Source organism: Streptomyces sindenensis (assembly GCF_014649035.1).
In the GTDB taxonomy this organism is placed as follows: domain Bacteria; phylum Actinomycetota; class Actinomycetes; order Streptomycetales; family Streptomycetaceae; genus Streptomyces; species Streptomyces sindenensis.
Genome location: NZ_BMSG01000019.1, coordinates 51,040 through 74,427, shown reverse-complemented (window position 1 = coordinate 74,427; position 23,388 = coordinate 51,040). Strand labels below are relative to the sequence as shown.

The window sequence follows — 23,388 nt, the reverse complement described above, 5'->3', positions numbered from 1 at the left end:
CGTCCGTCCCTGTCCGCTACAGCATCACGTCCCCGGCCGGCGGGGGCCCGGGGGAGGGCACCCTTCAGCTGATGCCGACCGTGCCCGCGATCCGTATCCCCGGGCAGGAGGGCGTGTTCACCGGCGGTGGCACGTACCGGTTCGTTGATGGGCAGCTCGATGACGGCAACGGCGAACAGGTGCGCCTCCTCCCCACCAACATCGACGGCGCCAACCCTGCGGTGTGGGCGTGGCTCGGCATCGAGCAGATCAACGGCCAACAGCCCCGCCACTTCTACTTCGCCGTGGACGCCGACGCCGAAGAGGTCGACCTCGGGGCTGTTCAGCAACTCACCCCCGACCTCACCCAATACCTCGCCGTACCAGGGGAGTCCGCCTACGACGCATGGCGCCGCGCAGGCAACGACGGCACCGAAGCCGACTTCCTCGCCAGCCTCATCGGCCCGCCCGGAGACATCACCGTGGCCAACGACTACACCGACGAAGCCGTCACCCAAGGCCTGGCCGCCGAAGTCGCTCGCGCGGACGCCGCCTACGACCCGGCCGGCGCAGCAGATGCCGCGTATACCGCGGCTGTCGACGCGGCATCGTCCGACGCTGCCGCCAAGGCTGCCACTGCACGAGACGCCGCGATCGCCACGGCAGCACAGGATGCAGAAACGAAAGCGGGCAACGCGCAGAACGCCGCCGTGACCGCGGCAGCATCGGCTGCCGCCAGCCTGTACCTCCCCAAGGCCATCCTCACCGTCGACAGCTTCATGGCCCAGCCCGGCACGAAAATCTTCGGGCACCGCGGTGCTGGCATGGTGTGCCCGGAGCACACCGAAGCCTCCTACGACTACGCCATCGCCCACGGCATCCAGGCCATGGAGCTGTCCGTCAACGTCGACTCCGAAGGCCAGCTGTGGTGCCTCCACGACCTCACCCTCGACCGGACCACGTACAGCACGGGGGCGCTCAACACGTATCCGTCGACCGGGGTCGCGAACCGGGTCCTGACGAACGGGCGGGTCTTGCACGGCCAAGGGTGGACCGACCAGCCGATGGTGCCGCTCCGGAAGATGCTCGACAAATACCTCGGCCGCGTCGTCCTCTTCCTCGAACCCAAGGGCAACGACGCCGTCGTCCCCCTCCAGAACCTCCTGTCCACCTCATACCCGCACGCGCCAGCCAGCGTGATCTGGAAAGCCCACGTCGGCACCAGCTTCACCTGGCCCAAACAGCAGGGGTACCGCACCTGGTGCTACGTCGACGACGGCTCATCCGACGCAGTCCTCAACGGCAAGGACGCCCAGGTCGACTACTGGGGGGTGTCCACCTCCATGTCGTCCACCCGCCGCCAGCAGATCGTCGCCCGCGGCAAACCCGTCTTCTCCTGGCCCGTGTACCGCCGCTCCCAGCGCGCCGCCCTCGAAGCCGACGGCATCGCCGGCCTCATGTCGTCCGACCCCGTATACGTCCGCAGCACCACCGCCCAGGCCACCGCCTCCAGGTGGGACCAGCAGGTCAAGGAATCCGGCGGCACACCCATGTCGGACTACAACGAAGCCACCGCCCTCAAATTCTCCGACACCGACGGCTGGGTCTCCATCAACCGATCACGCGGCACCTACGGCCTCGGCCGGTACTGCCCCATCGTCCCCGGCGCCGACGGGTACCGCATCCAGATCGACATGAAGTACGACCAGCTCAGCGGAGACCTCGCAGTCCACGGTGGCCTCTACCTCGGCAAGTCGTCGGACGACGTCTACGAGTTCTCCACCCTCAACGCCACCCCCGGCTACCATCTCATCCTCCGCCAAAACGGAGTGCTACGCCTCTACCGGCACCTCACCACCCAAACCGGCGGCGTAGCCATCGGCGCCGGAGACATCGCAACCGACACCGTAGTAGCCGGCCAGTCCACGACCATCCAGGTCGACGTCACACCCACGACGATCGAGGCCCGCCGGCTCGGGAACGTTGCCTGGACCACCGGGCCCATCGCAGATACCACACACCGCGGCGGGTACTTCGGACTCAGCAACGGCAGCATCACCGACACCGCGGTACGGCCGCACTGGCGGAACCTCGTCATCACCCAGCTGTGACGAGCCCCCGCCGCAGGGCTACTCGATCGTGCCGGTGAACTCGGGGAAGGCGAGGACATCGTCATCGGTGGTGCGCTGCACCGTCACCACGATGTCCTTGCCGTACCGCTTCTCCAACGAGTGGTCGCTGGTCTTCACCGCCGACACTCCCTTCGCCAGGCGCCCTTCGAGCGGGGCACTGTTCTTCGAGAAGATCGTCAGGTCGGCAGCGCCACCGTTCGTCGCACCATCCACCGACACCGACAACTGGTCCAGGTCGATGGCCTGCCCGCTCTTGTTGTCGAGCTTCACCCGCACCCGGAAGTCGTGCGCCTTAGGGTCGGGCTCCTCGAACTCGTCCCAGTCCGAGAACACCTTCGCGTCCACGACCGTGACCTCCAGGCCGTCCGGCCACGCGAACGGCTTTCCGAACGCCAGGTTCGTGGCCGGCGCCTCCGACTCGGCAGGAGTCTCGGTGTTGCAGTGCTCCATCCAGTCCGACTGGTTCAGAGGCGTATCCGAGCAGTCCACCTCATGCTCCGGCGCCGACGCCTTCACAGTGGACTTCGGCGCGGCCGGCTCGCCGGTGCCACCGCAGGCCGTGAGCGAGCAGGCAAGAAGAAGGGCTGCCGCAGCAGCGATCCGTGCGCGCATCAGCAGCTCTCCTCGAACTTCACCGCGGTGAACTCGACCGGCTGCCCGTTCAACGCGGCACCGGCGGCAGGCTTCTGGGTGCACACCTTCCAGTTCGACTCCAGCAGCACCATCCGGTCCTCAGCCGCATCGGTCACCGTGATCGACATGCCGGAGGCCAAGGCCCCCCGGGCAGCCTTCACGGACTCCCCAACCAAGTTCGGCATCTTCCCGTCGGCCGCCTCGGGCGCCTTCTTGTCGCTGGCCGGGCACGTCTCCTCCAGCTTCACCGCACCAAAGTCCAAGGTGGTGTCGGTCGATGCTGTCTTCCCGGCCTTGATGTTCTGGGAGCACACCTTCCAGTTCCGGTCGAACGCCTGCATACGGTCCCGCCCGGTGCTGTCGTGGGACCGCAGCGAGTAGAAGCCCTTCTCCTGGGCGGCATCCTGCGCGAACTGAAGACCCATCCCGACGAAGTTAGGGACCTTCACCTCACTGTCGTCCTTCTTCGACTCCTCAGCCTTCTCGGCCTTCGTCGGCTTAGCGTCAGCCTTGTCCTCCGCCGGCTCGACGGGCTTGGCGGTCACCGTCTTCGTGACGGTCGGGGCCGGCTTGCTGGTGGCCGCCTTCTCCGTGCCACCACTACCTGCGGCACCGAGCATGATGCCGACGACGAACAGGCCTGCCCCGGCGGGGATCGCCACCCGCTTCTTCGCCCAGCCCGGACCACGGCTCTTCGGCGGCTCGGGTGTGAACGGCTGCTGCCCCCAACCAGGGTGCTGGTACGACATGTGTCCCCCTACGTGCGGTTCGTGGACGCCGACCGTAACCACCCGACCACACCCCGGGGAGCCGGATGTTCCGGTGGTGACGGAGTTGTGACCAAACAGCGGGGGAGAGGTGCGGGGCGTTACGGTCTCCTCGGGACCGAGCAAGCCGAAAGAGGGAGAGTGATGGCCGGTCGACAGAGAGTGCTCGAATACGCCCGGGAGAAGGCTCAGGAGATCCAGGCTGGGATGGCTTGGACCGAGGGGGAGTATGGAGGCGGGTACTGGGATGCGCACGGCCCTGACGAAGGGCTGGTGCACGGTAGGGCTGTAGCGGCCCTGGAGTTCTTGAGGGAGTATGCGGGCCCCGAGAGCACATGGTTCGATCGCGCAACTCAGACGTGGGACTCGCATGGTGGCAACAAGTCGACGGCCACCGGCGCCTACTACATTGGCGAACTGCTCAGGGCCTGGGCTGACCAGGTCGAGGCCGGAATTACCGACATCGCCGGGTCGCAAGCCCGGGAGAAGGTCGGCGCGGTAAGCACCGACGTCATGGAGCAGGTACGCCAACTCAATGAAGACCGTGGCGCACATCCCGCCGCAGCGATCGTCCTGTGCGGCGCCGCTCTCGAAACGGCCCTGCGGGCCACGGTCGAGGCGCGAAGCCTCTCCCTCCCTGAGCGGCAACGCCCCTCGCTCAACTCCTACACCCAACTTCTCCGTTCGACGGGCCTGTTCACAGCGCAGGACGTGAAGGACGTCGACATGTGTGGTGGCCTCCGAAACTCCGCAGCGCACGGCCACTTCGACGATCTCAGCCGCGAGCGTGCTGGCCTCATGGAGCAGCAGACCAACCTGCTGCTCCGGAAGCTGTCTGACCTCGCGGTGGTCGGGAGCGAACCCCAGTAGCCCCGTGCATCTGCGCCCCGCTCTCATCCGAGGGCGGGGCGCAGTGCTCTATCGACTCGTTCCGCCGGCCCAGATCTCTGCGCCGCATGTAGTGCAGACCTTGTCGCCGGTCCGCATGCCGTTGAGTCGCTCCTTCACTGTGTGCGGGTGGTCGCACGGTGGAGAGCCCTTGGCTTTCCACGCCTCTTGCAAGCGGGTCGTTTCCTGCGGGTCCATGGCGGCACTGTACGGGCGAGGTGTGCCACCGTCAGCCGCATCCCGATCTTCGCTGGCTATCCGAGCTGGACTAGCGCATAACTTTCCCTTATGGGCTAGCAATTCGGTACCCTGAGGCATGGACAAGAACACGCTTCCGCTGCTCTTGATCGACGTCGACGGACCACTGAATCCGTGGATGGCGAAGCCCTCCCGTCGCCCTGACGGCTACACCACGCACCGGATGCGCCCGACGGGCTGGGAGCAGCCGTACCAGAAGCCGTTGCGGGTCTGGCTCAACCACGACCACGGGGCTCAGCTCACCGCCCTGCCGTACACCCTCGTCTGGGCCACCACCTGGGCTCACGAGGCCAACGACTGGATCGGCCCCCACCTCGGCCTCCCCGAACTCCCCGTCATCACCTGGCCCGAGGAGAAGCCCGCGGCCAGCCCGTACTGGAAGTCCGAGCCCCGCGTCTTCTGGAAGACCGCCACGATCGTCGAGTACGCCGCCGGGCGGCCCTTCGCGTGGATCGACGACGACATCACCGACCTCGACCGCGAGTACGTCACCACCCACCACCAAGGGCCCGCGCTGCTCCACCACATCGACCCGCGCCTCGGGCTGCTCCCCAACGACTTCGACACGCTCGCCACATGGGCGGCGTCACTCCGAGAGGATGCCGCGTGACCGAGCAGTCCATCGCTCAGCGATCCGGGCAGTTGATCGCGCTGCCCGGCTCGGACCTCTTCGAGGAAGTCCGCCGCAAGCTCGTCGACGACCTCGGCATGGTCCAGGTCGACCGGCAGGGACAGAAGCGCATCTACCGGCCCCGCGCCGAACTCCTCGCCGAAGCCGTCACAACCGACACCTTCGTCATGGTCTTGGACTGGCTGTCCTCTACGAGGCGCGGCAGTCTCCAGACCAAGCGTAACTACGTCGACGACATCCGCCGCATCTGGGGCGGCTACGCCCAGGAGTTGGGGCACGACCGGTTCGCCGTCGGCTGCTTCACCGCCGACCACATCCGCGCCTGGCGGCTCCGCATGGAAGGGCGCGGCACCCCGCCCACCACCATCAGCCGCTACCTCAACGCGCTCTCCTCACTACACACCTACGCTGCCGAGAAGATCGACCTCCCCAAGAACCCCGTCACCCAAGACGACCGCCCCAAGGTCGACAAGGGCAACACTTCCCGCAGCACCCCCGTGCTGGAAGTCGACGAGGTGCAGGCAGTCGTCCGGGCGGCAGAGAGCGAGTTCGACGCGCTCATCGTTCTCCTCCTCTACACCCTCGCCGGCCGCGTCTCCGAGATGTGCGCCGCCGACGTCACCGACCGGATTGAACGAGGACGTCGCTCTTATCTCGACGTCACCCGCAAGGAACACAAGGAACGCATCCTCCCGCTTCCTGTCACCGTCGCCGAACTCCTCGACGCCCACACCGCAGGCCGCACGGAAACCGCAGACGGCACAGAGAATGCCCTCCTACTCGACGCGGCCGGCCAGCGCCTCGACCGGCACGACATTGCCCGACTCCTCACCCGCCTCGGTCGCAAGGCTCGCGTCCTCACCTGCCCGACCGTCGACCAGCCGGGCCACGCCTTCTCGCGCTGCAAGGTCTGCCGGAAGCTCACCCCGCACGTACTCCGTGCCAGCCGCATCACCCACATGCTCGACGACCATGTCGACCTCGCCGAAGTCCAAGCCTTCGCCGACCATGACAACCCCGCCACCACCGTCGGCTACTGGAAACGCCGCAACAAGGGCCAGCGCAACGCCAAGCACGTCGACGCAGCCGAGGCGCTCTTCGCGGGCATCACCGACCGCTTCCGCCTGGAGGAGAAGTGACCGTTCACGAGGATGCTGCGCAGGTACTGCTTGAAGAGCGCCGAGCAGACCCCGAGAGCGCATCGATGCTGGCCAAGATGTCCGCCTCAATACACGAAGGCGTATACAACCGCCAGCTCATCGGATGGGTAGGACAGACGCAGCGAGACCCCGCCTACTGGCCGGCGCACCAGATCGCCGCCCTCATGGACGTTCTCGACGGCCTGACTTACGGCCGCCTCGTCCGCCGGCGTATCCCGATTGGGGATACGCCCGGCCCGGACGCAGATCGACACGGAAACGCGGCACGGCTACGGAACCTCGACGCCCCATTCCACGTCAACCTGGACATGTCGCAGAACGGGGCAGACAGCGACGGCACACTTTGGTGGGATCAGCCCGTCAACTTTTGGCGTGCGCTCGGCGTCCGCACGCTCCACCAGCAGGGCATCCACGGTTCCTTGCATGCACCCTTCGAGGTCCGACCGTGGCGCGTACCGCTAGAAGTCGGCTACACGCTGCCAAGCCGGACACTCATGCACCTAGCAGTGGAAGGTGCAGTCGCGCGGTGGGCCTACGAGGACGACGAAATCTGTCTGCTGCTCGATTTGGCCCGCATCGGGAAAGCCGCGGGAACTCGGCCACTGCCAGCAGGGATCGAACCTTTCTCCCTCGGGCTGTGAGGCCGGGGGAGGGCAGCCCGGACAAGCCGCAATCCATCCGCTACCGTCGAAGCGGGCGCGGGGCCTACAGCGGTCGAGGCATGACCGCAGTGAGTCTTGGAGGACTCATGCCCATAGGCCGCGTCAACGCCGCCAAGTTCATCTCGCGCTATCTCGACGAGCCGCATGAAACGGACCTCGGCGGCGAGGAAGCCCACCACCTCATCGCCACAGCGCACGCCGACCGATCCTGCCCGCCGTCCGGGCACAGCATCGGCTGGAATGACTGCTACTTCGGCGCCGACATCCTGCCGCTCACCTGGAAGGCGGACCTCCTGCTGGAACCGAACGGCGATCCGCGCCCGATCCCGGGCCACTTGGTCGGGGAGGGGCGGGAACGAGCGGCCGCAGCAGGAAGTCATGCTGCCTGGGTACGTCGAGAAGCGCACCGTCGAGGCCTTCGTTAGCGCTGGTGCTCGCCCGGCAAGGGCGAGCACCCACTAGGCCCCCATTTGCCGTGAGATCACTGACGCGGTGACATCAACGAAGACGCCCCTGGCCACGTCTCCCGCCGAGCTTGCAAGCTCACGGAGCCGGCCACGGCGCTCGGCGTCGGGTTCCTCATCGGCTGCGGCCTGGAGGCGCTGGGCCACCTCGTCGACGAACTGCTCAGCGTTGGGCCACTGGCCGACTAGGCGGCGCGCTTTGCCAGCCACCCGCTGTACGTACCAGCCTCCCTGGCCGCCTCCCGTCTTGCCGAGCTCGATCAGGCCGTCGCTCTCCAGTGCCAGCGCAGCCTTGCCGACTTCGATGACTTCCAGCTCGGTGATCTGCGCGATGTCCCGGAGCTCAGGCATTGAGGCGCCCGCGGCATCGTCGAGGTACTGGACCATTGCGTTCAGAACGGGAAGGTCACGGTTTGCCCACGTGTTTTCCATGGGGAGACGCTAGCCGCGCAGGACCTAGTCGGCCGTAGACCTGATCAACCGTTTCCGGTCACACCTCTACCCCTGTGGCCGAAACGGGTGCATCGTTGCCTGTGTGAGACCCCTCCTGCCAGGGCGAGGTTTCCATCCTCAGGCTCTGCCCGCGTCCCCCCGTCGCGGGCGGGGCCTGCCGCTCCTCCCGGCTCCCCACGGGAGGCCAAGCGGCTGCCCTGCTACCGCATGCGGGTGACGGTGAGTGTCCCGTGCCTGCCGGAGCCGGCGAGGACTTCGACGACGAGGCCGGCCTCGACCCGGGTGTATGCCTCCCCTTCGGCCCGCCGTTCCCCGACCGTCTCGGCCGCGGTGAGCGCTTCGCCGATCCTGCCGGCGAGTACGGGGTCGAGTCGTGCGGACAGCCGGATGGGTCCGCCTTCGTCGCCGATGGCGAGTGCGAGCCGGTGGGGCCGGCGCCGGGGTCCGAGGTAGCCGACGACGAGCGCGTCTTCGGTGTCACCGTGCCGGACCTTGGTCCAGTTTCGGTGGCCGAGCGGGTACGGGGCCGTCCCCTTCTTGGCCACGATGCCCTCGATCCCTTGTTCCTGGAGCCCGTCGTACCAGGCGATGGCGACGTCTCGGTCGTCGGTGGTGGGCACGGCTTGGATGGGTGGCCCGAGGTCGCCGATGAGGTCGACGAGGAGCTGTCGTCGCTCCGTGTAGGGGAGTGAGGTGACCTGCCCGCGTTCGGGGTGTTCGAGGATGTCCCACACGGCGTAGGACGCGGGGTGTTGTGCGGCGAGTGCTCGTGCCCGGGTGATGTTGGATGCGGCCCGTGATTGGGCTGCGGCGAAGTCGACTTTGCCGTCGCGTCAGATGACGGCTTCTCCGTCGAGCGTGGTGCCGGGCGGCAGGGCCATCCCGGCGACGGCGAGGTCCATCCAGTGGCTGGTGACGACCCTGCCGGATCGGGCGTAGAGGATCACGGTGTCGTCGGTGCGCCGGAGAATGGTGCGGTGCCCGTCGAATTTGGGCTCGTACCACCAGTCCGGCCCGTGGGGGATGGTGGGGGCGGTTTGGGCGAGGGCTGGTGGGATGGGGTACTCCACGGTCCGATCCTGCGCCGGGGCGGTGGTGGCCGCGCGGCGGGCTAGCCCAGGCGGCATCATGCGCTTGCCCTTAAACCTTAAGAGGCTTAAGGTTTGCTCATGGAGAAGTCCTACGGCATCGAAGCCGCGCGAGCCCAGCTGGGCGACATCGCCGACCACGCACGCTCCACTGGCCAAGTCATCAAACTCACCCGACACGGACGTTCCGTTGCCGCTATCGGCCCCGTCGCAGCCATTAAGCCTCTCGCCGGAGTCCAGGTCTGGCTGTACCTCGGCGACCAGGAAGCCGTCAGCTACACCTTCCCCAGCGTCCCTCGCGTCGGGGAGTCCATCCTCGTGGAAACCGCAGACGGCAACGAGAACTTCTGGGACGTTGTGAACGTCCAGTGGGACATTCGCCCCGACGAGGCACCCGCCGTCAACGTACTCGCCGACGAGCATGCCAAGGAGAGCTGACCATGCCCTCACAGGCAGCCCAAGCCCTGGAGAAGGCCATCCGTGCCCTTGGTGGCACGTGGGATACCCGCCGTTCCGTGACCGCTCTGCGTGACGCTGGGCTTGGTGACGGAGACCTGCGGGCGCAGGAGAAGCGGGCCCGTCAGGCGCTGCGCGATCTAACGAAGGCAGGCTTCATCGTGAAGGTCGACCCCGACAGCGCCACCTACCGACTTGCGCCCGAGCAGTGAGGACTCTCCTCGCCCTGCTGCTGTGGCTCGTCAAGGTGGCCGTAGGGCTGTTCGTGGGGCTTGGCCTCGTGGTGGTCTTCGTCGTCCTCGTGATGGATGACGGCGGCGAGAGTTCGGATGAGCCGACACCCAGGCCCGCTCCGCTGGAGACGACTGGCGAGCCCGTGACTCCCGCCGAGGAATCCCCGGCGGAAGGCAACAATCAGGAGGGTGTCCAGTTCGGGTACGCCTGCTCGCCGGTCGGTTCTCTCGGTGTCGCCGGTGGTGGCCGCCCTGCGGAGTGCTTCATGGGCAAGGACGGCCGCGCCCGGTGGGGGTACGACTCGGATCGCGGGTAGTCCGCACAGCGCGACGCCCCGGCCACTGATCCTGGCCGGGGCGTCGCCGTGTCAGCGTATCGCCCACCCTGCCCGCGCCTGCCCTGTCACACTGGCATTGCCCCCGTCGACGGGGGCACCATTTTGCGCAAGTCCGCAACAAGGTCGCTTCGCCACGCCGGGGCTGATCGAGCACGGATTGTCAGTGCCCGGTCGTAGGCTTGTCACATCAACCTTCAGGGCTTTTGGGCCCGCGAAACAGGGGATTGCTCACCGCCCCCGCCTGACTGCTCCCAGGGCGGGGGCGGGGCTGCGTCCAGGGCTACTGCTTATCGAGTTCGGGGTGAAGCACGATGCGCTTCACGGCCTGCTCGACCGCCCCACCCCCAGCCTTCCGCTGGAAGGTTTCCGCCGCCTCCAACCGCGGCGCCCAGCCATCACGGGTGTACGGCTTACTCAGCGCTTCCGCCTTCGCCGCCTCGACATCGCGGTACGCCTGAATCATCATCACTCGGTCTATCCACGCCCGGAAGCCTAAACGGCGGCACCGACAATGAGCCGTCTGCCATGCTGGTCACGGCCTGCTCGTCTGCTTCTGGGAAACCGTGGCACCCGAGAACCTGTCGGCTCATAGCCGGGCGGGCCGCGTCTGCCGGAAGCCGGACCCGCAAGGTGCCCCAACAGGGGGACGTCCACCGAACGGGACCAGCCCCGGCAACGTCCAGCCTTACGCCCGCCCTCCACGTGGGGGCGGGCGTTCGTGCGTTCCGGCATCACTTTCGAGGACCCTCGAAGGTGAAAATGCTTGTCGGTTTGCGGTCATCTGCAAGGCGAGGGAAGCGGGCAGGTCAGCGCATCACTTCCGCAGTACCGCGAACGCGATCAAGCCGCCTCAGTCACGTCGCCGCGCACCGCCGCAGCCCACTCCACCAGAAGCTCCTCATACCGGCGGCGCCCCTCCGGCGACACCAAACCCCCCGCCTCCAACAGGCCCCGAATCTCCTCGTTCACAGCACTCAGCGACCGGGCATGCGGCGGCTGGGCGGGAGAAGTGGGCATGCCCGCAGTCTACGGCTCGGGTGGGACAATCAGCCCTGCCCGCAGCTCGTAGGATGCCCACATGATTCGTGCAGTCGTGTTCGACGTCGGAGAATGCCTCGTAGACGAAACCCGGGAATACGGCACCTGGGCCGACTGGCTCGGCGTCCCGAGGCATACGTTCGCCGCCCAGTTCGGTGCCACCATCGCGCAGGGCAAGGACTACCCGGCTTCGACCTCTACGCCGAACGCGACGCCCGCGCCGCAGCCGGACAGCCCGAGCACTTCGACGAAACCGACCTCTACCCCGACGTCCGGGACTCCCTGAAGGCCCTCCGCGCCGACGGACTCTGGCTCGGCATCGCAGGCAACCAGACGGTGCGCGCCGGCGGGATCCTCCGCGACCTGTTCGCCACCGACGTCGACCTCATCGGCACCTCCGACGATTGGGGCGCCTCCAAGCCAGACCCCGAGTTCTTCCACCGCGTCGCCGCCGTCGTCCCCGCCGAACCCGACGAGATCCTCTACGTCGGCGACCGCGTCGACAACGACCTCCGGCCCGGCGCCGCCGCAGGCATGCACACCGCGCTCATCCATCGCGGGCCGTGGGCCACCATCCAGTGGCACACAGAAGAAGCGGAGAAGCTCCCCACCTTCCGGGTGGAGAGCCTCCTCGAACTGTCCCCGCTCATCGCCAGGTTCAACGAGCGAGAGCACTGACGGTCGTCGACCACCCGTACAGACGCTCATCGAGGTCCCGCACACACTGCTGATGCTGGTGCGGGGCCAACGCCCGCCGCACGTCCCGCACCCGGTCCATCCCCGTCGCGTACCAGGTGACCTCCAGCTGATCGAGGGCCTCGCACGCGTACCGGCAGGCCGCCTCCGGGTTCCCCGCGGCCACCTCGACCGCGGCGAGGTCGCCGAGCATCACGGACCGCTGCTTTTCCTCCACCGCGGGCAGAGCGTCGAGGACACCCTGGAGCGTGGCGCGGGCCTGGGGGAGGTGCCCGGCCTTCAGCTGAGTGTTCCCCTTGAACGCGGCCAGGCGGACCGGGCTGAACCAGTCCAGCCACGCCGGCGACTCATGCTCACCACCCGCGGCCAGTACGTCCTCGCCGTGCCCGATGAGGTGCAGGGCCGTCTTCGTGTTCCCGCACCGGGTTTCGCACTCGGCCTCGACCGCGTCCAACCATGCGAGCAACTCGGCTGAGGCGGGGCCGCGGCGGGCGTAGGTGCGCGCTGCGGTCATCCGTTCCACCGCGTTGTCCCGGCGGCCGGCCCAGGCAGGGATGAACGCGGTGTGGGCGAGGATCGCCGCACCGAGCAGTGCATCATCCGCCTCGCCCGCAGCTTGGAGCGCCCGGTGCCATGCGGTGCCGGCCCGGTCGGCTTCGCGGAGGTCGAAGAACTCGATGCGCCCGGCGAGCAGCCACGTCTCCGCAAGGGCAGCGGCCACTGCTTGGCGGGTGCGACCGGCGGACTCTGGGAGGAGCGCACACCCGAGGGTGGCGTGCGCAACCGCAGCAGGGTGCAGGGTGGCCGGCGCCACCGACCAGTACAGGCGCCGGTGCGACCGAGTCACCGCCTCATAGTCGGCGGCCACCGACGCGGGCTGGATGGTCGCGGACGCCTGCGACGGCACAGCGGCCAGGCCTACCGCGGCGGCGGTTCCGGCGATGAGGGTGCGCCGCACCGGGTCGTGCCCTGCGGGCGGAGTGAAACCCAGGGCTTCGAGGTCCTGGCCGAGGACCCGTGTGAGAGCCTGCTGAAGGTCGGGGTGCGGCCACGGCGGCGCTTCGGACTCCCACCGGCGAACCTGACGGACACCGACGCCGAGGGCTTCGGCGAGGGCTTGCTGAGAGTGGTAACCCGCGGCAAGACGGGCGGACTTGAGTCGAGTGTTGCTGGGCTTCGGCGGCACGCTGGTCCTCCATCGTGGCAAGTGCCGCCCAGTTTCACACCGGGCCCTACGGGTGGCCAGTCGTACTCCCAATGGGCGCATGAAAGTCCTCATCTGTGACGCCAAGAGTCCTCTGAAAGCCCTCGAAAACACGCGGGCACAGACCCAACCTTGGTGGACGATCACCTCAGCCACAGGGAGAACCCAGTGCCATCCACGACCAAGATCAAGAACTGTCGGTTAGAGCCCGCCGGCGACACCTGGGACGCCGTCCGTGTCCCCCGCAGTGTCGGCAGCGACGCCGCCGCCATCCTCGGCAGCCGGGCCGGAGCCGCCCTCCAGGACCCGCACGAGGGCTGCATGTACTTCTTCATCGCCCCCGGGACCGCCGCCGAGTGGAAACCCGAGGAGGTGCCCGGCGCCCGCATCCTCGGGGCCGGAGCCCACGTGGTGTTCCCACCGCCGAGACGGACCCAGGGGCCTGGCCCGCACTGGCGGATCTGCCCCGGCGACGACGGGTTCCTTACCGACACCGCCGCGCTCCGGGCCGCCCTGGAAGACGCGGCGTCCGCTGCGGTCGGACGGTGAACGGCACAGCAGTCGAACGCCAGCTGCCGACCCTGGCCGAGCTGACGTGGGAGCAGGCCGCGGGCCGGGCGTGCGTGTGGTGCAAGAAGCTCCTCGACCACGGCGCTGTGTCGGCCGGGGTGATCCAGGAACGGGACGGGGCGCACGTCCTGGACACCGAGGTGTGGGCCGGCCCCTGCTGCACCGGGCCATGAACAGCCCGGTTTCGGTCACCGGTACTGGACGGTCACACGCCGACCGGGGTGTCTTCCAGTAAGGGCTGCCTGCTCCCTGGCCTGTAGTTATACGCGCGGTGACCCTGACGCATGGTCAGAGCATCAGTTGCCGCATGGCACTAGTTTTTCAGTCAAAAGTGAGCAAGGCTCGATGGACTGACTGACCCCAGAGTCAGTAGGCGCAGCCTGTCACTGGCCGCGCAGACGGATCAACCACCGATCGATGGGGAGGACGAGATCAGCAGTCTCCACCGGAGCGCCGTCCTCATCGAGGCGAGTCCGCACCAGACGAAACGCCACCATGCCCACCAGCAAGCCCAGGGAATGCGCCTGGTTGACAGTCAGCGGTGCTGTGCCCACCTCCACCACGTGGCTGGCGTGAGGGCTGCGCGTTCCGCGCCACCAAGAGGACACGATCATCGCCGAATGGCCCCCGGGGTCGAGGCACTCCACCGTCTCGTGCTGCAACATCGCCCCAGGTCGAACGCCGAGGCGGGCGGCGAGCTCTTCGGTCGCGGGCCGCGGCCGGGTGTCGGTGGTCTCGGCGCTGTACGGCCACGGCAGGTCGGCGTTCGTGAGAGTGCGCACAGCAGGAGGATGCGCCACCGTGACGTGACGCCCCTTCTCTCCGTCGAGAACACCACTCCTGCGGAGCAGGTCGTAGGCGAGGCGGATCGTCTGCTCGTGCACGTGGTACCGGTTGGCCATCTCGCGGCGCGAAGGCAGCGGCTGGCCGATAGTCCAGTCGCCATCCCGGATGCGGCGGCGGATGTCGGCGGCGATACGCCGGTACGCCGCTTCTGCCATCCGAACCTCTTACGTCGATCAATGATCATCGAGTGAAGTTCGAACCTACGAAGCAGTCGGTGAACCTGATATATCAGGTTGCGCGCGACGCTGCTCGACCTGTCGCCCCGCAAGGACATTCGCTGGATCTATCGCTTGGCGGGCGTGACCCTGATGGGGCGCGCACCGTCAGGGAAGTCTCCCTCCTGTCGCGCACCCCTTTAGCGGCGGGAGGGAGGGCCTTCCCTCCCTCTCCAGTGAGCCCCGGTCATCCAACTTCCGGTTCCGCTCGTTGGGTAAGGCGGCCGAGGCGAGGCCGCGCTCCACCCCTCCAGGTGGCGACCTCGCCTCGGCCTTGTGCTGCCCAGGTGATCGACTGGGAGACGACCCCGTCGATCAGCCTCGAAACGCCTCTATTCTTCTCTCGAATCTTCTAGATCAAGAGTAGAAGAAACCGCCGTTCGCGGCCCTTAATGGCTACCGGATTCACCGGCATGAGGACTCAATACACCAGCGCTGACCAGCGCGAAGATGAGGATGCCGAGCAGGATCCGGTAGATCACGAAGGGCATGAAGCTCTTGGTGGTGATGAAGCGCATGAACCAGGCGATGACGGCGTATCCGACGAAGAACGCCACCACGGTCGCGAAGATCGTCGGGCCCCACGAGACATGCCCCTCGCCCACGTCCTTCAGCTCGTACGCGCCGGAGGCCAGCACCGCGGGGATCGCCAGCAGGAACGAGTAGCGGGCGGCCGACTCGCGGGTGTAGCCCATCAGCAGGCCGCCGCTGATCGTCGCGCCCGAGCGGGAGACGCCGGGGATCAGTGCCATCGCCTGGCAGAAGCCGTAGATCAGGCCGTCCTTGACGCCCAGGTCCTTGAGCGTCTTGCGCTCCTTGACCACCCGGTGCCGGCCACCCGTCTCGTCGCGCGCGGCCAGCCGGTCCGCGACGCCGAGCACGATGCCCATGCCGATCAGCGTCGTCGCGATGAGCCGCAGGTCGCGGAAGGGGCCCTCGATCTGGTCCTTGAGCGTGAGGCCCAGCACACCGATGGGGATCGAGCCCACGATGACCAGCCAGCCCATCTGGGCGTCGTGGTCGCTGCGCATCGCACGGTCCGTCAGGGAGCGGAACCAGGCCGACAGGATGCGCGCGATGTCCTTGCGGAAGTAGATGAGCACCGCCGTCTCGGTGCCGATCTGGGTGATCGCGGTGAACGCCGCCCCCGGGTCGTGCCAGCCGGCGAACGCGGCCGTTAGCCGCAGATGCGCGCTGGAGGAGATCGGCAGGAACTCGGTGAGTCCCTGAACAAGTCCCAGGACGAATGATTCGAACCAGCTCATGGGGCTTAGGCCATCCCGGAGGTGATCGTGCATCGGCCACGGGGCTGGGCCCGTCGGCAGCGTGCAAAGTGCGGAGTGCGGTCAAGGACTTCGAGGTCGCGGGCAGCGTATCGCCCGAAAGTGAACGTCAGGCCGACTGTGCCGGTCATCCACGTGCCGCAGGAGGGTCAGCCCTCCGGCGTGTCGCGGCCCAGCCGGTGGCGTCTGCGCCAGGCCACCAGCGCCCCGCCGAGACCGGACAGCACGATGAAGCCCATGGCGGCCAGGAACACCGGCGAGGTCGGCGACGCGGCCTCGCTGCCGGCTATCACGTACGCCGCCGTGTTCGGGATCGACCCGAGACCGGTCGCCAGGAGGAACGGCGGAGCGCCCATCCGGGAGGTCGCCGCGCAGTAGTTGGCGGCGGCGAACGGCACCCCGGGGAAGAGCCGCAGCGCCAGCACCGACCGGAAGCCGTGCCGGCTCAGCACCCCGTCCGCCGCGGTGAGCAGCCTCCCGCGCAGCAGGGTCCGCAACGCGTCCTGCCCCAGCACCCGGCCGAGCATGAACGACACGCCCGCACCCAGCACCGTGCCCGCCAGCGCCGCTGCCAGACCCGTCTGCGCGCCGAACAGCGCGCCCGCGGCGATGTTCAGCAGCGGCCGCGGCACGAACGCCACCGTCAGCGCCCCGTACGCCAGGCCGAAGACCATCGCCGCCGCGCCCCCGGTCAGCTCGGGCGGCCAGCCCGACGCCAGCAGCCGCTGCGGTTCGAACAGCAGCATCGTCGTCGCGGCCCCGAGCAGGACGACGACAAGCAACGAGAGACGGGACCACGGCGACAACAGCGCCCGGGAGAGGCGCAGGGCCGGACCGGAGGCGGGCCGGGCGGCGGGGACGGGGTCGAACATTCGGGGAGAGTAACCGAAAAGGATGTGTGATCGCCGTAATGTGCGTCGCGTGAACCACGCCGCCGACGCCCCCGTTCCGCCGGTCAGCGCCCTCGCCGACACCGTCCTGGAGCGGCTCGTCGCCGCCTACGCCCCCGCCGCCGACCCCGTACGGGCCGAGGCCGCCGCCGCGTACATGAAGCACGTCGCACCCTTCCTCGGGATCCCCGCCCCCGAGCGCCGGGCCCTGTCACGGACCGTGCTGGCGGGCACCGGGCGGCCGGACGAGCGGGACTGCACCGCGATCGCGCTGCGCTGCTGGCGGCTGCCCGAGCGCGAGTACCACTACTTCGCCGTCGACCATCTGCGCCGCCACGCGGGCCGCTGCACCTCCGGCTTCCTGCCCGTCCTGCACCACCTGGTGACCACCGTCCCCTGGTGGGACACGGTCGACCTGCTCGCCGCGCATGTCGCGGGCCCGCTGGTCGCCGCCGACCCGGCGCTCGCCCGGGAGATGGACCGGTGGATCGACGACCCCAGCCTCTGGGCCGCCAGGACCGCCCTCCTCCACCAGTTGCGCTACCAGGAAGCCACCGACGCCGACCGGCTGTTCGGCTACTGCCTGCGCCGCGCGGACCACCCGGACTTCTTCATCCGCAAGGCGATCGGCTGGGCCCTGCGCGAGTACGCCAAGACCGACCCCGCCGCCGTACGCGACTTCGTCGACGGCGCGCGGACCCGGCTGTCCCCGCTCTCCGTGCGCGAGGCCCTCAAGAACCTCTGAGCCGCGGCGGACAGGGCGGGGGAAAACCATTCGACGCGGCCGCCGCGCCCGGCCATGATCAGGGGCATGTTCCGGTACGCCTTCCCCGCAGCGCCGTCCGCAGTCGCGGACGCGCCGAAGGCTGCCGTGAACGACGCGGTCGCCGAGGCACTCGCCCCGGCCGCGGCAGCCGTTGCCGCGGCAGCAGTCGCATCGGCTCACGCCGTCGCCGCAGCGCCCATCGGCGGCGCCCGAAGCTGACCCTCCCCCGACAGTCCGGCGGACCCCGCAAGGGGAGGGTCGGCGGGGCCCTGGGGTCTTCATCTTTTCTCAGCTTCGAGTGCTTCAGAAGGAACGAGCCATGTCCAAGACGGCTTACGTGCGCACCAAGCCGCACCTCAACATCGGCACGATGGGCCACGTCGACCACGGCAAGACCACCCTCACCGCCGCCATCACCAAGGTCCTCAGCGAGCGCGGCGGAAGCTCCACCTCCTACGTGTCCTTCGACCGGATCGACCGGGCCCCCGAGGAGGCCCAGCGCGGCATCACCATCAACATCGCGCACGTCGAGTACGAGACCGACACCCGCCACTACGCGCACGTCGACATGCCCGGACACGCCGACTACATCAAGAACATGGTCACGGGCGCGGCGCAGCTCGACGGGGCGATCCTCGTCGTCTCGGCGCTCGACGGGATCATGCCGCAGACCGCCGAGCACGTCCTGCTGGCCCGTCAAGTGGGCGTCGACCACATCGTCGTCGCCCTCAACAAGGCCGACGCGGGCGACCCCGAGCTGACCGACCTGGTCGAGCTGGAGGTCCGCGAACTGCTCTCCGCGCACGGGTACGGCGGTGACACCGTCCCCGTGGTCCGGGTCTCCGGGCTCAGGGCGCTGGAGGGCGACCCGCGGTGGACGGCGGCGATCGAAGGGCTGCTGGACGCCGTCGACACGTACGTACCGATGCCGGTGCGCTACACCGACGCGCCGTTCCTGCTGTCCGTCGAGAACGTCCTGACCATCACCGGCCGGGGCACCGTCGTCACCGGCGCGGTCGAGCGCGGCACCGTCCGTGTCGGCGACCGGGTCCAGGTGCTGGGCGCGGACGTCGAGACGGTCGTCACCGGTCTGGAGACCTTCGGCAAGCCGATGGAGTCCGCCGAGGCCGGGGACAACGTCGCGCTGCTGCTGCGCGGGGTGGAGCGCGACCGGGTCCGCCGCGGCCATGTCGTGGCCGCGCCCGGCAGCCTCACGCCGAGCCGCCGGTTCACCGCGCAGGTGTACGTGCTGTCGGCGAAGGAGGGCGGCCGGACCACCCCGGTCGCCACCGGCTACCGGCCGCAGTTCTACATCCGTACGGCGGACGTCGTCGGCGACGTCGACCTCGGCGAGGCGGCGGTCGCGCGCCCCGGCGACACGGTCACCATGACCGTGGAGCTGGGCCGTGACGTGCCGCTGGAGCCGGGTCTCGGCTTCGCGATCCGCGAGGGCGGCCGCACGGTCGGCGCGGGAACGGTCACCGAGCTGCTCTGAGACCGCCCGTTGCCCGCCACCCCTCGGTTCGGGGCGGCGGGCGACGGCGGCGACAATGGAGAGGTGAACGAGCCGATACCCGTCATCCGCGAGGTCGACTGCGGCACCGCCCGGCTGCTGCCCGACGTGGACCGCGACCGGGCCTGGCTGCTCACGGTCGACGACGCACCCCAGTCCTACGTCGACCTCGACGACCCGTCCTACCTGGAGTTCGAGTACGTCAGGCGGCTCGCCCACGTCGTGGACGGCGCGGCGGAGCCGGGTGCGCCCCTGGACGTCCTCCATCTGGGCGGTGGTGCGCTGACCCTGCCCCGCTACGTGGCCGCGACCCGCCCCGGCTCACGGCAGGACGTGGTCGACGCGGACCGAGGGCTGCTGGGGCTGGTCCGGGAGCATCTGCCGCTGCCCGACGGGAGCGGCATCACCCTGCACGCGGCCGACGCCCGGGCGCGGCTGGAGGAAGCGGCCCCGGCCTCCGCCGATCTGCTGATCGCGGACGTCTTCGGCGGCTCCCGGGTGCCGGCGCACCTCACGTCCGTGGAGTACGCGCGGGCGGCCGGGCGGGCCCTGCGCGCGGACGGGATCTACGCGGCCAACCTGGCCGACAGCGCGCCGTTCGCCTTCCTCCGCTCACAGTTGGCGAACTTCGCCGCCGTCTTCCCGGAGCTGGCGCTGGTCGGGGAACCGGCGGTGCTGCGCGGGCGGCGGTTCGGCAACGTCGTGCTGCTCGCCTCGTCCACGCCCATCGACGTGGACCCGCTCGTCCGCCGCTGCGCCGCGGACGTCTTCCCCGCGCGGGTCACCCACGGTGCCGCGCTGACCCGGTTCATCGACGGAGCCCGCCCGGTGGCGGACGCGGACGCGGTCGCCTCGCCCGAACCGCCCGCCGGGGCCTTCAGCGTGGGCTGAGGCTCCATGCGGGCGGGCGGGGCGGCAGGGTGGTGCGGGAACGCGCTGCGTCGTGCGGGTGTCAGCCGGTGGGCTCACCCGCGAGGCGGACCGTGCTCAGGATCTGCTGGATGGTGGTGTCCGGCAGCTCGTCCTTGACGCCGGCGGCGGCGTAGAGGACCCAGGTCGAGAAGTCGCCCTTGGAGTTCTTGAAGGAGAAGGCGATCGACTTCCCGTCGCTGTCGCACTTCTCCTTGTTGGCCAGCTCCAGGGCGGTGGCCTGCGCGACGCTGCCGGAGAGACCCGACTTGGTGGTGAAGGGCTTGGCCTTGCCGACCTTGACCTTGGACTTCGGGTCGAGCTGGGCGTAGGCGGCCCACACCCAGTTGGCGGCCTCGTTCCGTGCGGCCTCGTCGGTGCTCTTGGCACCCTGGGCGCCCTTCGTCCCGACGCCCGCGAGCCCGGTGTCCTCCTCGCGGCCGTCCCCGTCGGAGTCGTCGACGCACCACTTGCTCTTGTAGTAGGCGGGTGCGGAGAAGCCGGCGACCGGCGACCCGTCCTCCTTCTTGGCGTCCTCGAAGCCGGAGAACATTCCCGAGCTCGCGACCTCCCAGTCGCCGGGAACGTCGAACTGCGTGCCCCACTTGGGGTTGGTGACGACCTTCCACCCCGGAATGAGCGGCTTGGGGTCGCTCTCGGAGCCCCGCGGGTTCTCCACGGGCGGCGCGGAGCCGGTGGCCGTCTCGCTCGGCTTGGCACTCGGCGACGCGGTCTTCTCGCCTCCGGCGACGTTCTTGCCCTCGTCGTCGTCCTTGCCGAGGACGAGGAAACCGGTGACGCCCGCCGCGATCACGACGGCCAGCGCCGCGACGATCGCCACGATCGTCGTCTTCTTCTTGTCGTCCCCGGGCTTCGGCCCGCCGGGCGGGCCCGGGACGGCGTACTGCGGCACCGTCGGCTGCTGGTAGGGATTGGGCTGCTGGTACCCCGGCTGCCCGCCGGACTGGCCCTGCGGGTACCCGTAGCCCGGTTCGGTGGGCTGCCCCGACTGGCCCTGCGGCGGATATCCCGGTTGCTGGTAGGGATTCGGCTGCTGGTACCCCGGCTGCTGGTACGGGTTCTGGTTCTGGTCCTGCGGGTTCTGCTCGCCCCCGGGCGGCTGCGTTCCTGGCCACATGGCCAGTAACCATAGATGGGCCGTGCGCCCACTTCTACGCCAGCCCTGTACCGGAGCCGTCACAAGGGGATGGCCAAACGGTGCTACTGGTGAGTAACCTTCCGGTATGAGCGCTGAACAGATGACCGTGGGCGAGATGCTCGTCGCCACGGTTCCGATGGCCCGGACCCTCAACCTCGAATTCCTGGAGACGACCCCGGAGCGCGCCGTCGTCCGGCTGCCCGACCAGGCGGATTACCACAACCACGTCGGCGGCCCGCACGCCGGAGCGATGTTCACGCTCGCCGAGTCCGCCAGTGGCGCGATCGTCATCGCCGCCTTCGGCGACCAGATGTCGCGGGCCGTGCCGCTCGCCGTGAAGGCCGAGATCGGCTACAAGAAGCTCGCCATGGGCGAGGTCACCGCCACCGCGACCCTCGGCCGCCCGATCGCCGACGTGGTCGCCGAGCTGGACGCCGGACAGCGGCCGGAATTCCCCGTCGCCATCGAGATCACGCGCGCCGACGGCGCGGTCACCGGCGAGATGACCGTCGTGTGGACCCTGCGCCCCAACGGCTGACCACCGCCGTCCGCACATGAGACCGGGCCGTCGCCCCTCCGGATGCGGGAGGGGCGACGGCCCGGGGCCTTCCGGCTGTCCACGGGCGGGCGTCAGCCGCCGTGCGCCTCGCGGTGCGCCTTCGCCAGCTCCACGTACCCGGCCGCGTTGAAGCGGATGCTCTCCAGCTCCTCGGCGGTCAGCGGCCGCTTCACCTTCGCGGGCACCCCCGCGACGAGCGAGCCCGGCGGCACCCGCATCCCCTGCGGGACCAGAGCCTGCGCCGCGACCAGCGAACCCGCGCCGATGTGCGCGCCGTTGAGCACCGTCGCGCCCATCCCGACCAGCACGTCGTCCTCGATCACACAGCCGTGCAGCACGGCGTTGTGGCCGACCGAGACCCGCGCGCCCACCGTGAGCGGGAAACCGGGGTCGGTGTGCACGCTGCAGTTGTCCTGGATGTTGCTGTCGGGGCCGAGCGTGATGGGACCGCAGTCGGCGCGCAGCACGGCCTGGTACCAGACGCTGGAGCCCGGGGCGAGCGTCACCTCACCGATCACCACGGAGGTCGGGGCCACAAAAGCGTCCACATCGATGTCCGGCTCCTTGCCGCCCATGCCCGTGATCAACGCCTGCTCCGCCATCGCCTGCTCCTTCGCGCCGGTGTGGTGCTCCTGGGCCCTCTCCACCGGATCAGGCCGGCTCTCACGGTAGGCGACGGCCCCCGGCGGCCGCCGCGCAGTGGGGCGAACATCACAGGTCACCGCGGGGATCGCCGACCGCGCCGCCGACTACCGTGAGCGCGTGCCGAAGAACCGAAACACGTTCTCCTTCCTCGCCCGCTGGCCGCGCCGCGCCGCCTCCCGAGCGGTCCACGCCGGCTGGGCCTGGGCGCAGCGGGCGGGCGCGGTCACCGCCGAGCACCCCGGGCGCCTGCGGTTCGGAGCGATCGGCGCGGGCACCCGGCTCGCCTTCCCGCAGGGGACCGTGTTCGGGGAGCGGTGGATCGAGCTGGGCGCGCACTGCGTCATCGGCGAGCAGGTCACCCTCACCGCCGGGATGATGCCCGACCTGGACCTGGGACCCGACCCGATCCTCACCCTGGGCGACGGGGTGGTGCTGGGGCGTGGCAGCCATGTGATCGCCGACACGACGGTGACCATCGGCTCGGACACGTACTGCGGTCCGAACGTCTACATCACCTCGACCAACCACAGCTACGACGACCCGCACGAGCCCGTGGGCAGGCAGTGGCCCCGGATGGAACCGGTGGCGATCGGCCCCGGCTGCTGGATCGGCACCGGCGCGGTGATCCTGCCCGGAGCCCGGCTCGGCCGGAACGTGGTGGTCGCGGCGGGCGCCGTCGTCCGGGGCGAGGTCCCGGACCACGCGGTGGTCGCCGGAGCCCCCGCCCGCGTCGTGCGCCGCTGGGACCCGGAGAAGGGCTGGCAGCCGCCCTTGCGCACGCCCGCCCCCGTGCCGATCCCCAAGGGCGTCACGCCCGAGCAGCTGCTGGCCCTGGCCGAGCTGGACGAGGTGCCGGAAACCCCGTAGGACGCCGGTCCGGCCCGGTGGACGGTGGAGTGCGCTGTACGGCGGTGCAATATTCTTGACCCCGGCATGCGCCGTACGCGCCCCGG

26 protein-coding genes and 2 pseudogenes are annotated in these 23,388 nt (G+C 69.2%); 17 read left to right on the top strand and 11 right to left on the bottom strand.

Features of this window, described 5'->3' with window-relative positions:
• The first annotated feature begins 71 nt into the window (after positions 1-71).
• Positions 72-2,090: a glycerophosphodiester phosphodiesterase gene (locus IE145_RS20880; RefSeq protein WP_229825711.1), complete on the top strand. Its 2,019-nt coding sequence runs from the start codon at positions 72-74 to the stop codon at positions 2,088-2,090.
• Between the two features lie 18 nt (positions 2,091-2,108).
• Here IE145_RS20880 and IE145_RS20875 read toward each other — a convergent pair whose 3' ends face one another.
• Positions 2,109-2,723 (bottom strand): hypothetical protein, encoded by a 615-nt coding sequence (locus IE145_RS20875; RefSeq protein ID WP_189526979.1) that lies wholly within the window; start codon positions 2,721-2,723, stop codon positions 2,109-2,111.
• On the bottom strand, positions 2,723-3,493 hold the full coding sequence (locus IE145_RS20870) for a hypothetical protein (protein ID WP_189527047.1): 771 nt from the start codon (positions 3,491-3,493) through the stop codon (positions 2,723-2,725). Before IE145_RS20870 ends, IE145_RS20875 begins: the two co-directional genes overlap by 1 nt.
• 162 nt (positions 3,494-3,655) lie before the next feature.
• On the opposite strand from IE145_RS20870, the gene IE145_RS20865 reads away from it, so the two are divergent.
• From IE145_RS20865 to IE145_RS20845, 5 genes are all read left to right on the top strand, one after another.
• Complete coding sequence (locus IE145_RS20865) at positions 3,656-4,381, top strand: hypothetical protein (protein ID WP_189526978.1); 726 nt, start codon at positions 3,656-3,658, stop codon at positions 4,379-4,381.
• 334 nt (positions 4,382-4,715) lie between these two features.
• Positions 4,716-5,267: a hypothetical protein gene (locus tag IE145_RS20860; RefSeq protein WP_189526977.1), complete on the top strand. Its 552-nt coding sequence runs from the start codon at positions 4,716-4,718 to the stop codon at positions 5,265-5,267.
• Positions 5,264-6,427, top strand: coding sequence for a tyrosine-type recombinase/integrase (locus IE145_RS20855; RefSeq protein WP_189526976.1), 1,164 nt, complete (start codon positions 5,264-5,266; stop codon positions 6,425-6,427). The genes IE145_RS20860 and IE145_RS20855 overlap by 4 nt, the downstream gene beginning before the upstream one ends.
• A complete protein-coding gene (locus IE145_RS20850; RefSeq protein WP_189526975.1) occupies positions 6,424-7,089 on the top strand; it encodes a hypothetical protein in 666 nt (221 codons plus the stop codon). The genes IE145_RS20855 and IE145_RS20850 overlap by 4 nt, the downstream gene beginning before the upstream one ends.
• A gap of 107 nt (positions 7,090-7,196) precedes the next feature.
• Complete coding sequence (locus IE145_RS20845; RefSeq protein ID WP_189526974.1) at positions 7,197-7,535, top strand: hypothetical protein; 339 nt, start codon at positions 7,197-7,199, stop codon at positions 7,533-7,535.
• A 33-nt stretch (positions 7,536-7,568) separates the two neighbouring features.
• Here IE145_RS20845 and IE145_RS20840 read toward each other — a convergent pair whose 3' ends face one another.
• Entirely contained in the window at positions 7,569-8,006 is a 438-nt protein-coding gene (locus tag IE145_RS20840; protein WP_189526973.1) for a hypothetical protein, read from the bottom strand.
• A gap of 221 nt (positions 8,007-8,227) precedes the next feature.
• Positions 8,228-9,097: pseudogene (locus IE145_RS33445) on the bottom strand (ATP-dependent DNA ligase).
• A 99-nt stretch (positions 9,098-9,196) separates the two neighbouring features.
• Here IE145_RS33445 and IE145_RS20830 point away from each other — a divergent pair.
• From IE145_RS20830 to IE145_RS20820, 3 genes are read left to right on the top strand one after another with little or no spacing between them, the layout of a single operon-like run.
• The gene (locus IE145_RS20830) at positions 9,197-9,553 is read left to right on the top strand and encodes a type II toxin-antitoxin system Phd/YefM family antitoxin (RefSeq protein WP_189526972.1); all 357 of its coding nucleotides are present in this window, start codon (positions 9,197-9,199) and stop codon (positions 9,551-9,553) included.
• A gap of 2 nt (positions 9,554-9,555) precedes the next feature.
• A complete protein-coding gene (locus tag IE145_RS20825; protein ID WP_189526971.1) occupies positions 9,556-9,783 on the top strand; it encodes a hypothetical protein in 228 nt (75 codons plus the stop codon).
• Entirely contained in the window at positions 9,780-10,121 is a 342-nt protein-coding gene (locus tag IE145_RS20820; protein ID WP_189526970.1) for a hypothetical protein, read from the top strand. Before IE145_RS20825 ends, IE145_RS20820 begins: the two co-directional genes overlap by 4 nt.
• Positions 10,122-10,422: 301 nt before the next feature.
• On the opposite strand, the gene IE145_RS20815 is transcribed toward IE145_RS20820, so the two are convergent.
• A complete protein-coding gene (locus tag IE145_RS20815; protein ID WP_189527046.1) occupies positions 10,423-10,608 on the bottom strand; it encodes a hypothetical protein in 186 nt (61 codons plus the stop codon).
• A gap of 612 nt (positions 10,609-11,220) precedes the next feature.
• Here IE145_RS20815 and IE145_RS20810 point away from each other — a divergent pair.
• Positions 11,221-11,858 (top strand): annotated as a pseudogene (locus IE145_RS20810) (HAD family hydrolase).
• On the opposite strand, the gene IE145_RS20805 reads toward IE145_RS20810, so the two are convergent.
• Positions 11,839-13,062 carry a helix-turn-helix domain-containing protein gene (locus tag IE145_RS20805; protein WP_189526969.1) on the bottom strand — a complete coding sequence of 408 codons (1,224 nt, stop codon included), beginning with the start codon at positions 13,060-13,062 and terminating at the stop codon, positions 11,839-11,841. The pseudogene IE145_RS20810 and the gene IE145_RS20805 overlap by 20 nt on opposite strands.
• 186 nt (positions 13,063-13,248) lie before the next feature.
• Here IE145_RS20805 and IE145_RS20800 point away from each other — a divergent pair, with 186 nt between their 5' ends.
• Positions 13,249-13,629 carry a hypothetical protein gene (locus IE145_RS20800; protein ID WP_229825707.1) on the top strand — a complete coding sequence of 127 codons (381 nt, stop codon included), beginning with the start codon at positions 13,249-13,251 and terminating at the stop codon, positions 13,627-13,629.
• Positions 13,626-13,823 (top strand): hypothetical protein, encoded by a 198-nt coding sequence (locus tag IE145_RS20795; protein WP_189526968.1) that lies wholly within the window; start codon positions 13,626-13,628, stop codon positions 13,821-13,823. Before IE145_RS20800 ends, IE145_RS20795 begins: the two co-directional genes overlap by 4 nt.
• A 210-nt stretch (positions 13,824-14,033) precedes the next feature.
• Here the strand turns inward: IE145_RS20795 and IE145_RS20790 are convergent, their stop codons facing one another.
• From IE145_RS20790 to IE145_RS20780, 3 genes are all read right to left on the bottom strand, one after another.
• Entirely contained in the window at positions 14,034-14,651 is a 618-nt protein-coding gene (locus IE145_RS20790; protein WP_189526967.1) for a GntR family transcriptional regulator, read from the bottom strand.
• A 449-nt stretch (positions 14,652-15,100) separates the two neighbouring features.
• A complete protein-coding gene (locus IE145_RS20785) occupies positions 15,101-15,976 on the bottom strand; it encodes an undecaprenyl-diphosphate phosphatase (protein WP_189526966.1) in 876 nt (291 codons plus the stop codon).
• Positions 15,977-16,143: 167 nt separating this feature from the next.
• Positions 16,144-16,866: a TVP38/TMEM64 family protein gene (locus IE145_RS20780; protein ID WP_189526965.1), complete on the bottom strand. Its 723-nt coding sequence runs from the start codon at positions 16,864-16,866 to the stop codon at positions 16,144-16,146.
• A 22-nt stretch (positions 16,867-16,888) separates the two neighbouring features.
• Here IE145_RS20780 and IE145_RS20775 point away from each other — a divergent pair, with 22 nt between their 5' ends.
• The 3 genes from IE145_RS20775 to IE145_RS20765 all read left to right on the top strand — a co-directional run bounded on the left by IE145_RS20775 (position 16,889) and on the right by IE145_RS20765 (position 20,054).
• A complete protein-coding gene (locus tag IE145_RS20775) occupies positions 16,889-17,629 on the top strand; it encodes a DNA alkylation repair protein (protein ID WP_189526964.1) in 741 nt (246 codons plus the stop codon).
• 340 nt (positions 17,630-17,969) lie between these two features.
• Positions 17,970-19,145 (top strand): elongation factor Tu, encoded by a 1,176-nt coding sequence (gene tuf / locus IE145_RS20770; RefSeq protein ID WP_189526963.1) that lies wholly within the window; start codon positions 17,970-17,972, stop codon positions 19,143-19,145.
• Between the two features lie 63 nt (positions 19,146-19,208).
• Positions 19,209-20,054, top strand: coding sequence for a spermidine synthase (locus IE145_RS20765; protein ID WP_189526962.1), 846 nt, complete (start codon positions 19,209-19,211; stop codon positions 20,052-20,054).
• Between the two features lie 61 nt (positions 20,055-20,115).
• On the opposite strand, the gene IE145_RS20760 is transcribed toward IE145_RS20765, so the two are convergent.
• Positions 20,116-21,210 carry a DUF8017 domain-containing protein gene (locus IE145_RS20760; protein WP_189526961.1) on the bottom strand — a complete coding sequence of 365 codons (1,095 nt, stop codon included), beginning with the start codon at positions 21,208-21,210 and terminating at the stop codon, positions 20,116-20,118.
• Positions 21,211-21,331: 121 nt separating this feature from the next.
• Between IE145_RS20760 and IE145_RS20755 the strand changes: the two genes are divergently transcribed.
• Complete coding sequence (locus IE145_RS20755) at positions 21,332-21,769, top strand: DUF4442 domain-containing protein (protein WP_006122944.1); 438 nt, start codon at positions 21,332-21,334, stop codon at positions 21,767-21,769.
• A 92-nt stretch (positions 21,770-21,861) separates the two neighbouring features.
• On the opposite strand, the gene IE145_RS20750 is transcribed toward IE145_RS20755, so the two are convergent.
• Positions 21,862-22,392 (bottom strand): gamma carbonic anhydrase family protein, encoded by a 531-nt coding sequence (locus IE145_RS20750; protein WP_069736221.1) that lies wholly within the window; start codon positions 22,390-22,392, stop codon positions 21,862-21,864.
• Positions 22,393-22,552: 160 nt separating this feature from the next.
• Between IE145_RS20750 and IE145_RS20745 the strand changes: the two genes are divergently transcribed.
• Positions 22,553-23,302, top strand: coding sequence for an acyltransferase (locus tag IE145_RS20745; RefSeq protein ID WP_189526960.1), 750 nt, complete (start codon positions 22,553-22,555; stop codon positions 23,300-23,302).
• Positions 23,303-23,388 lie beyond the last annotated feature (86 nt).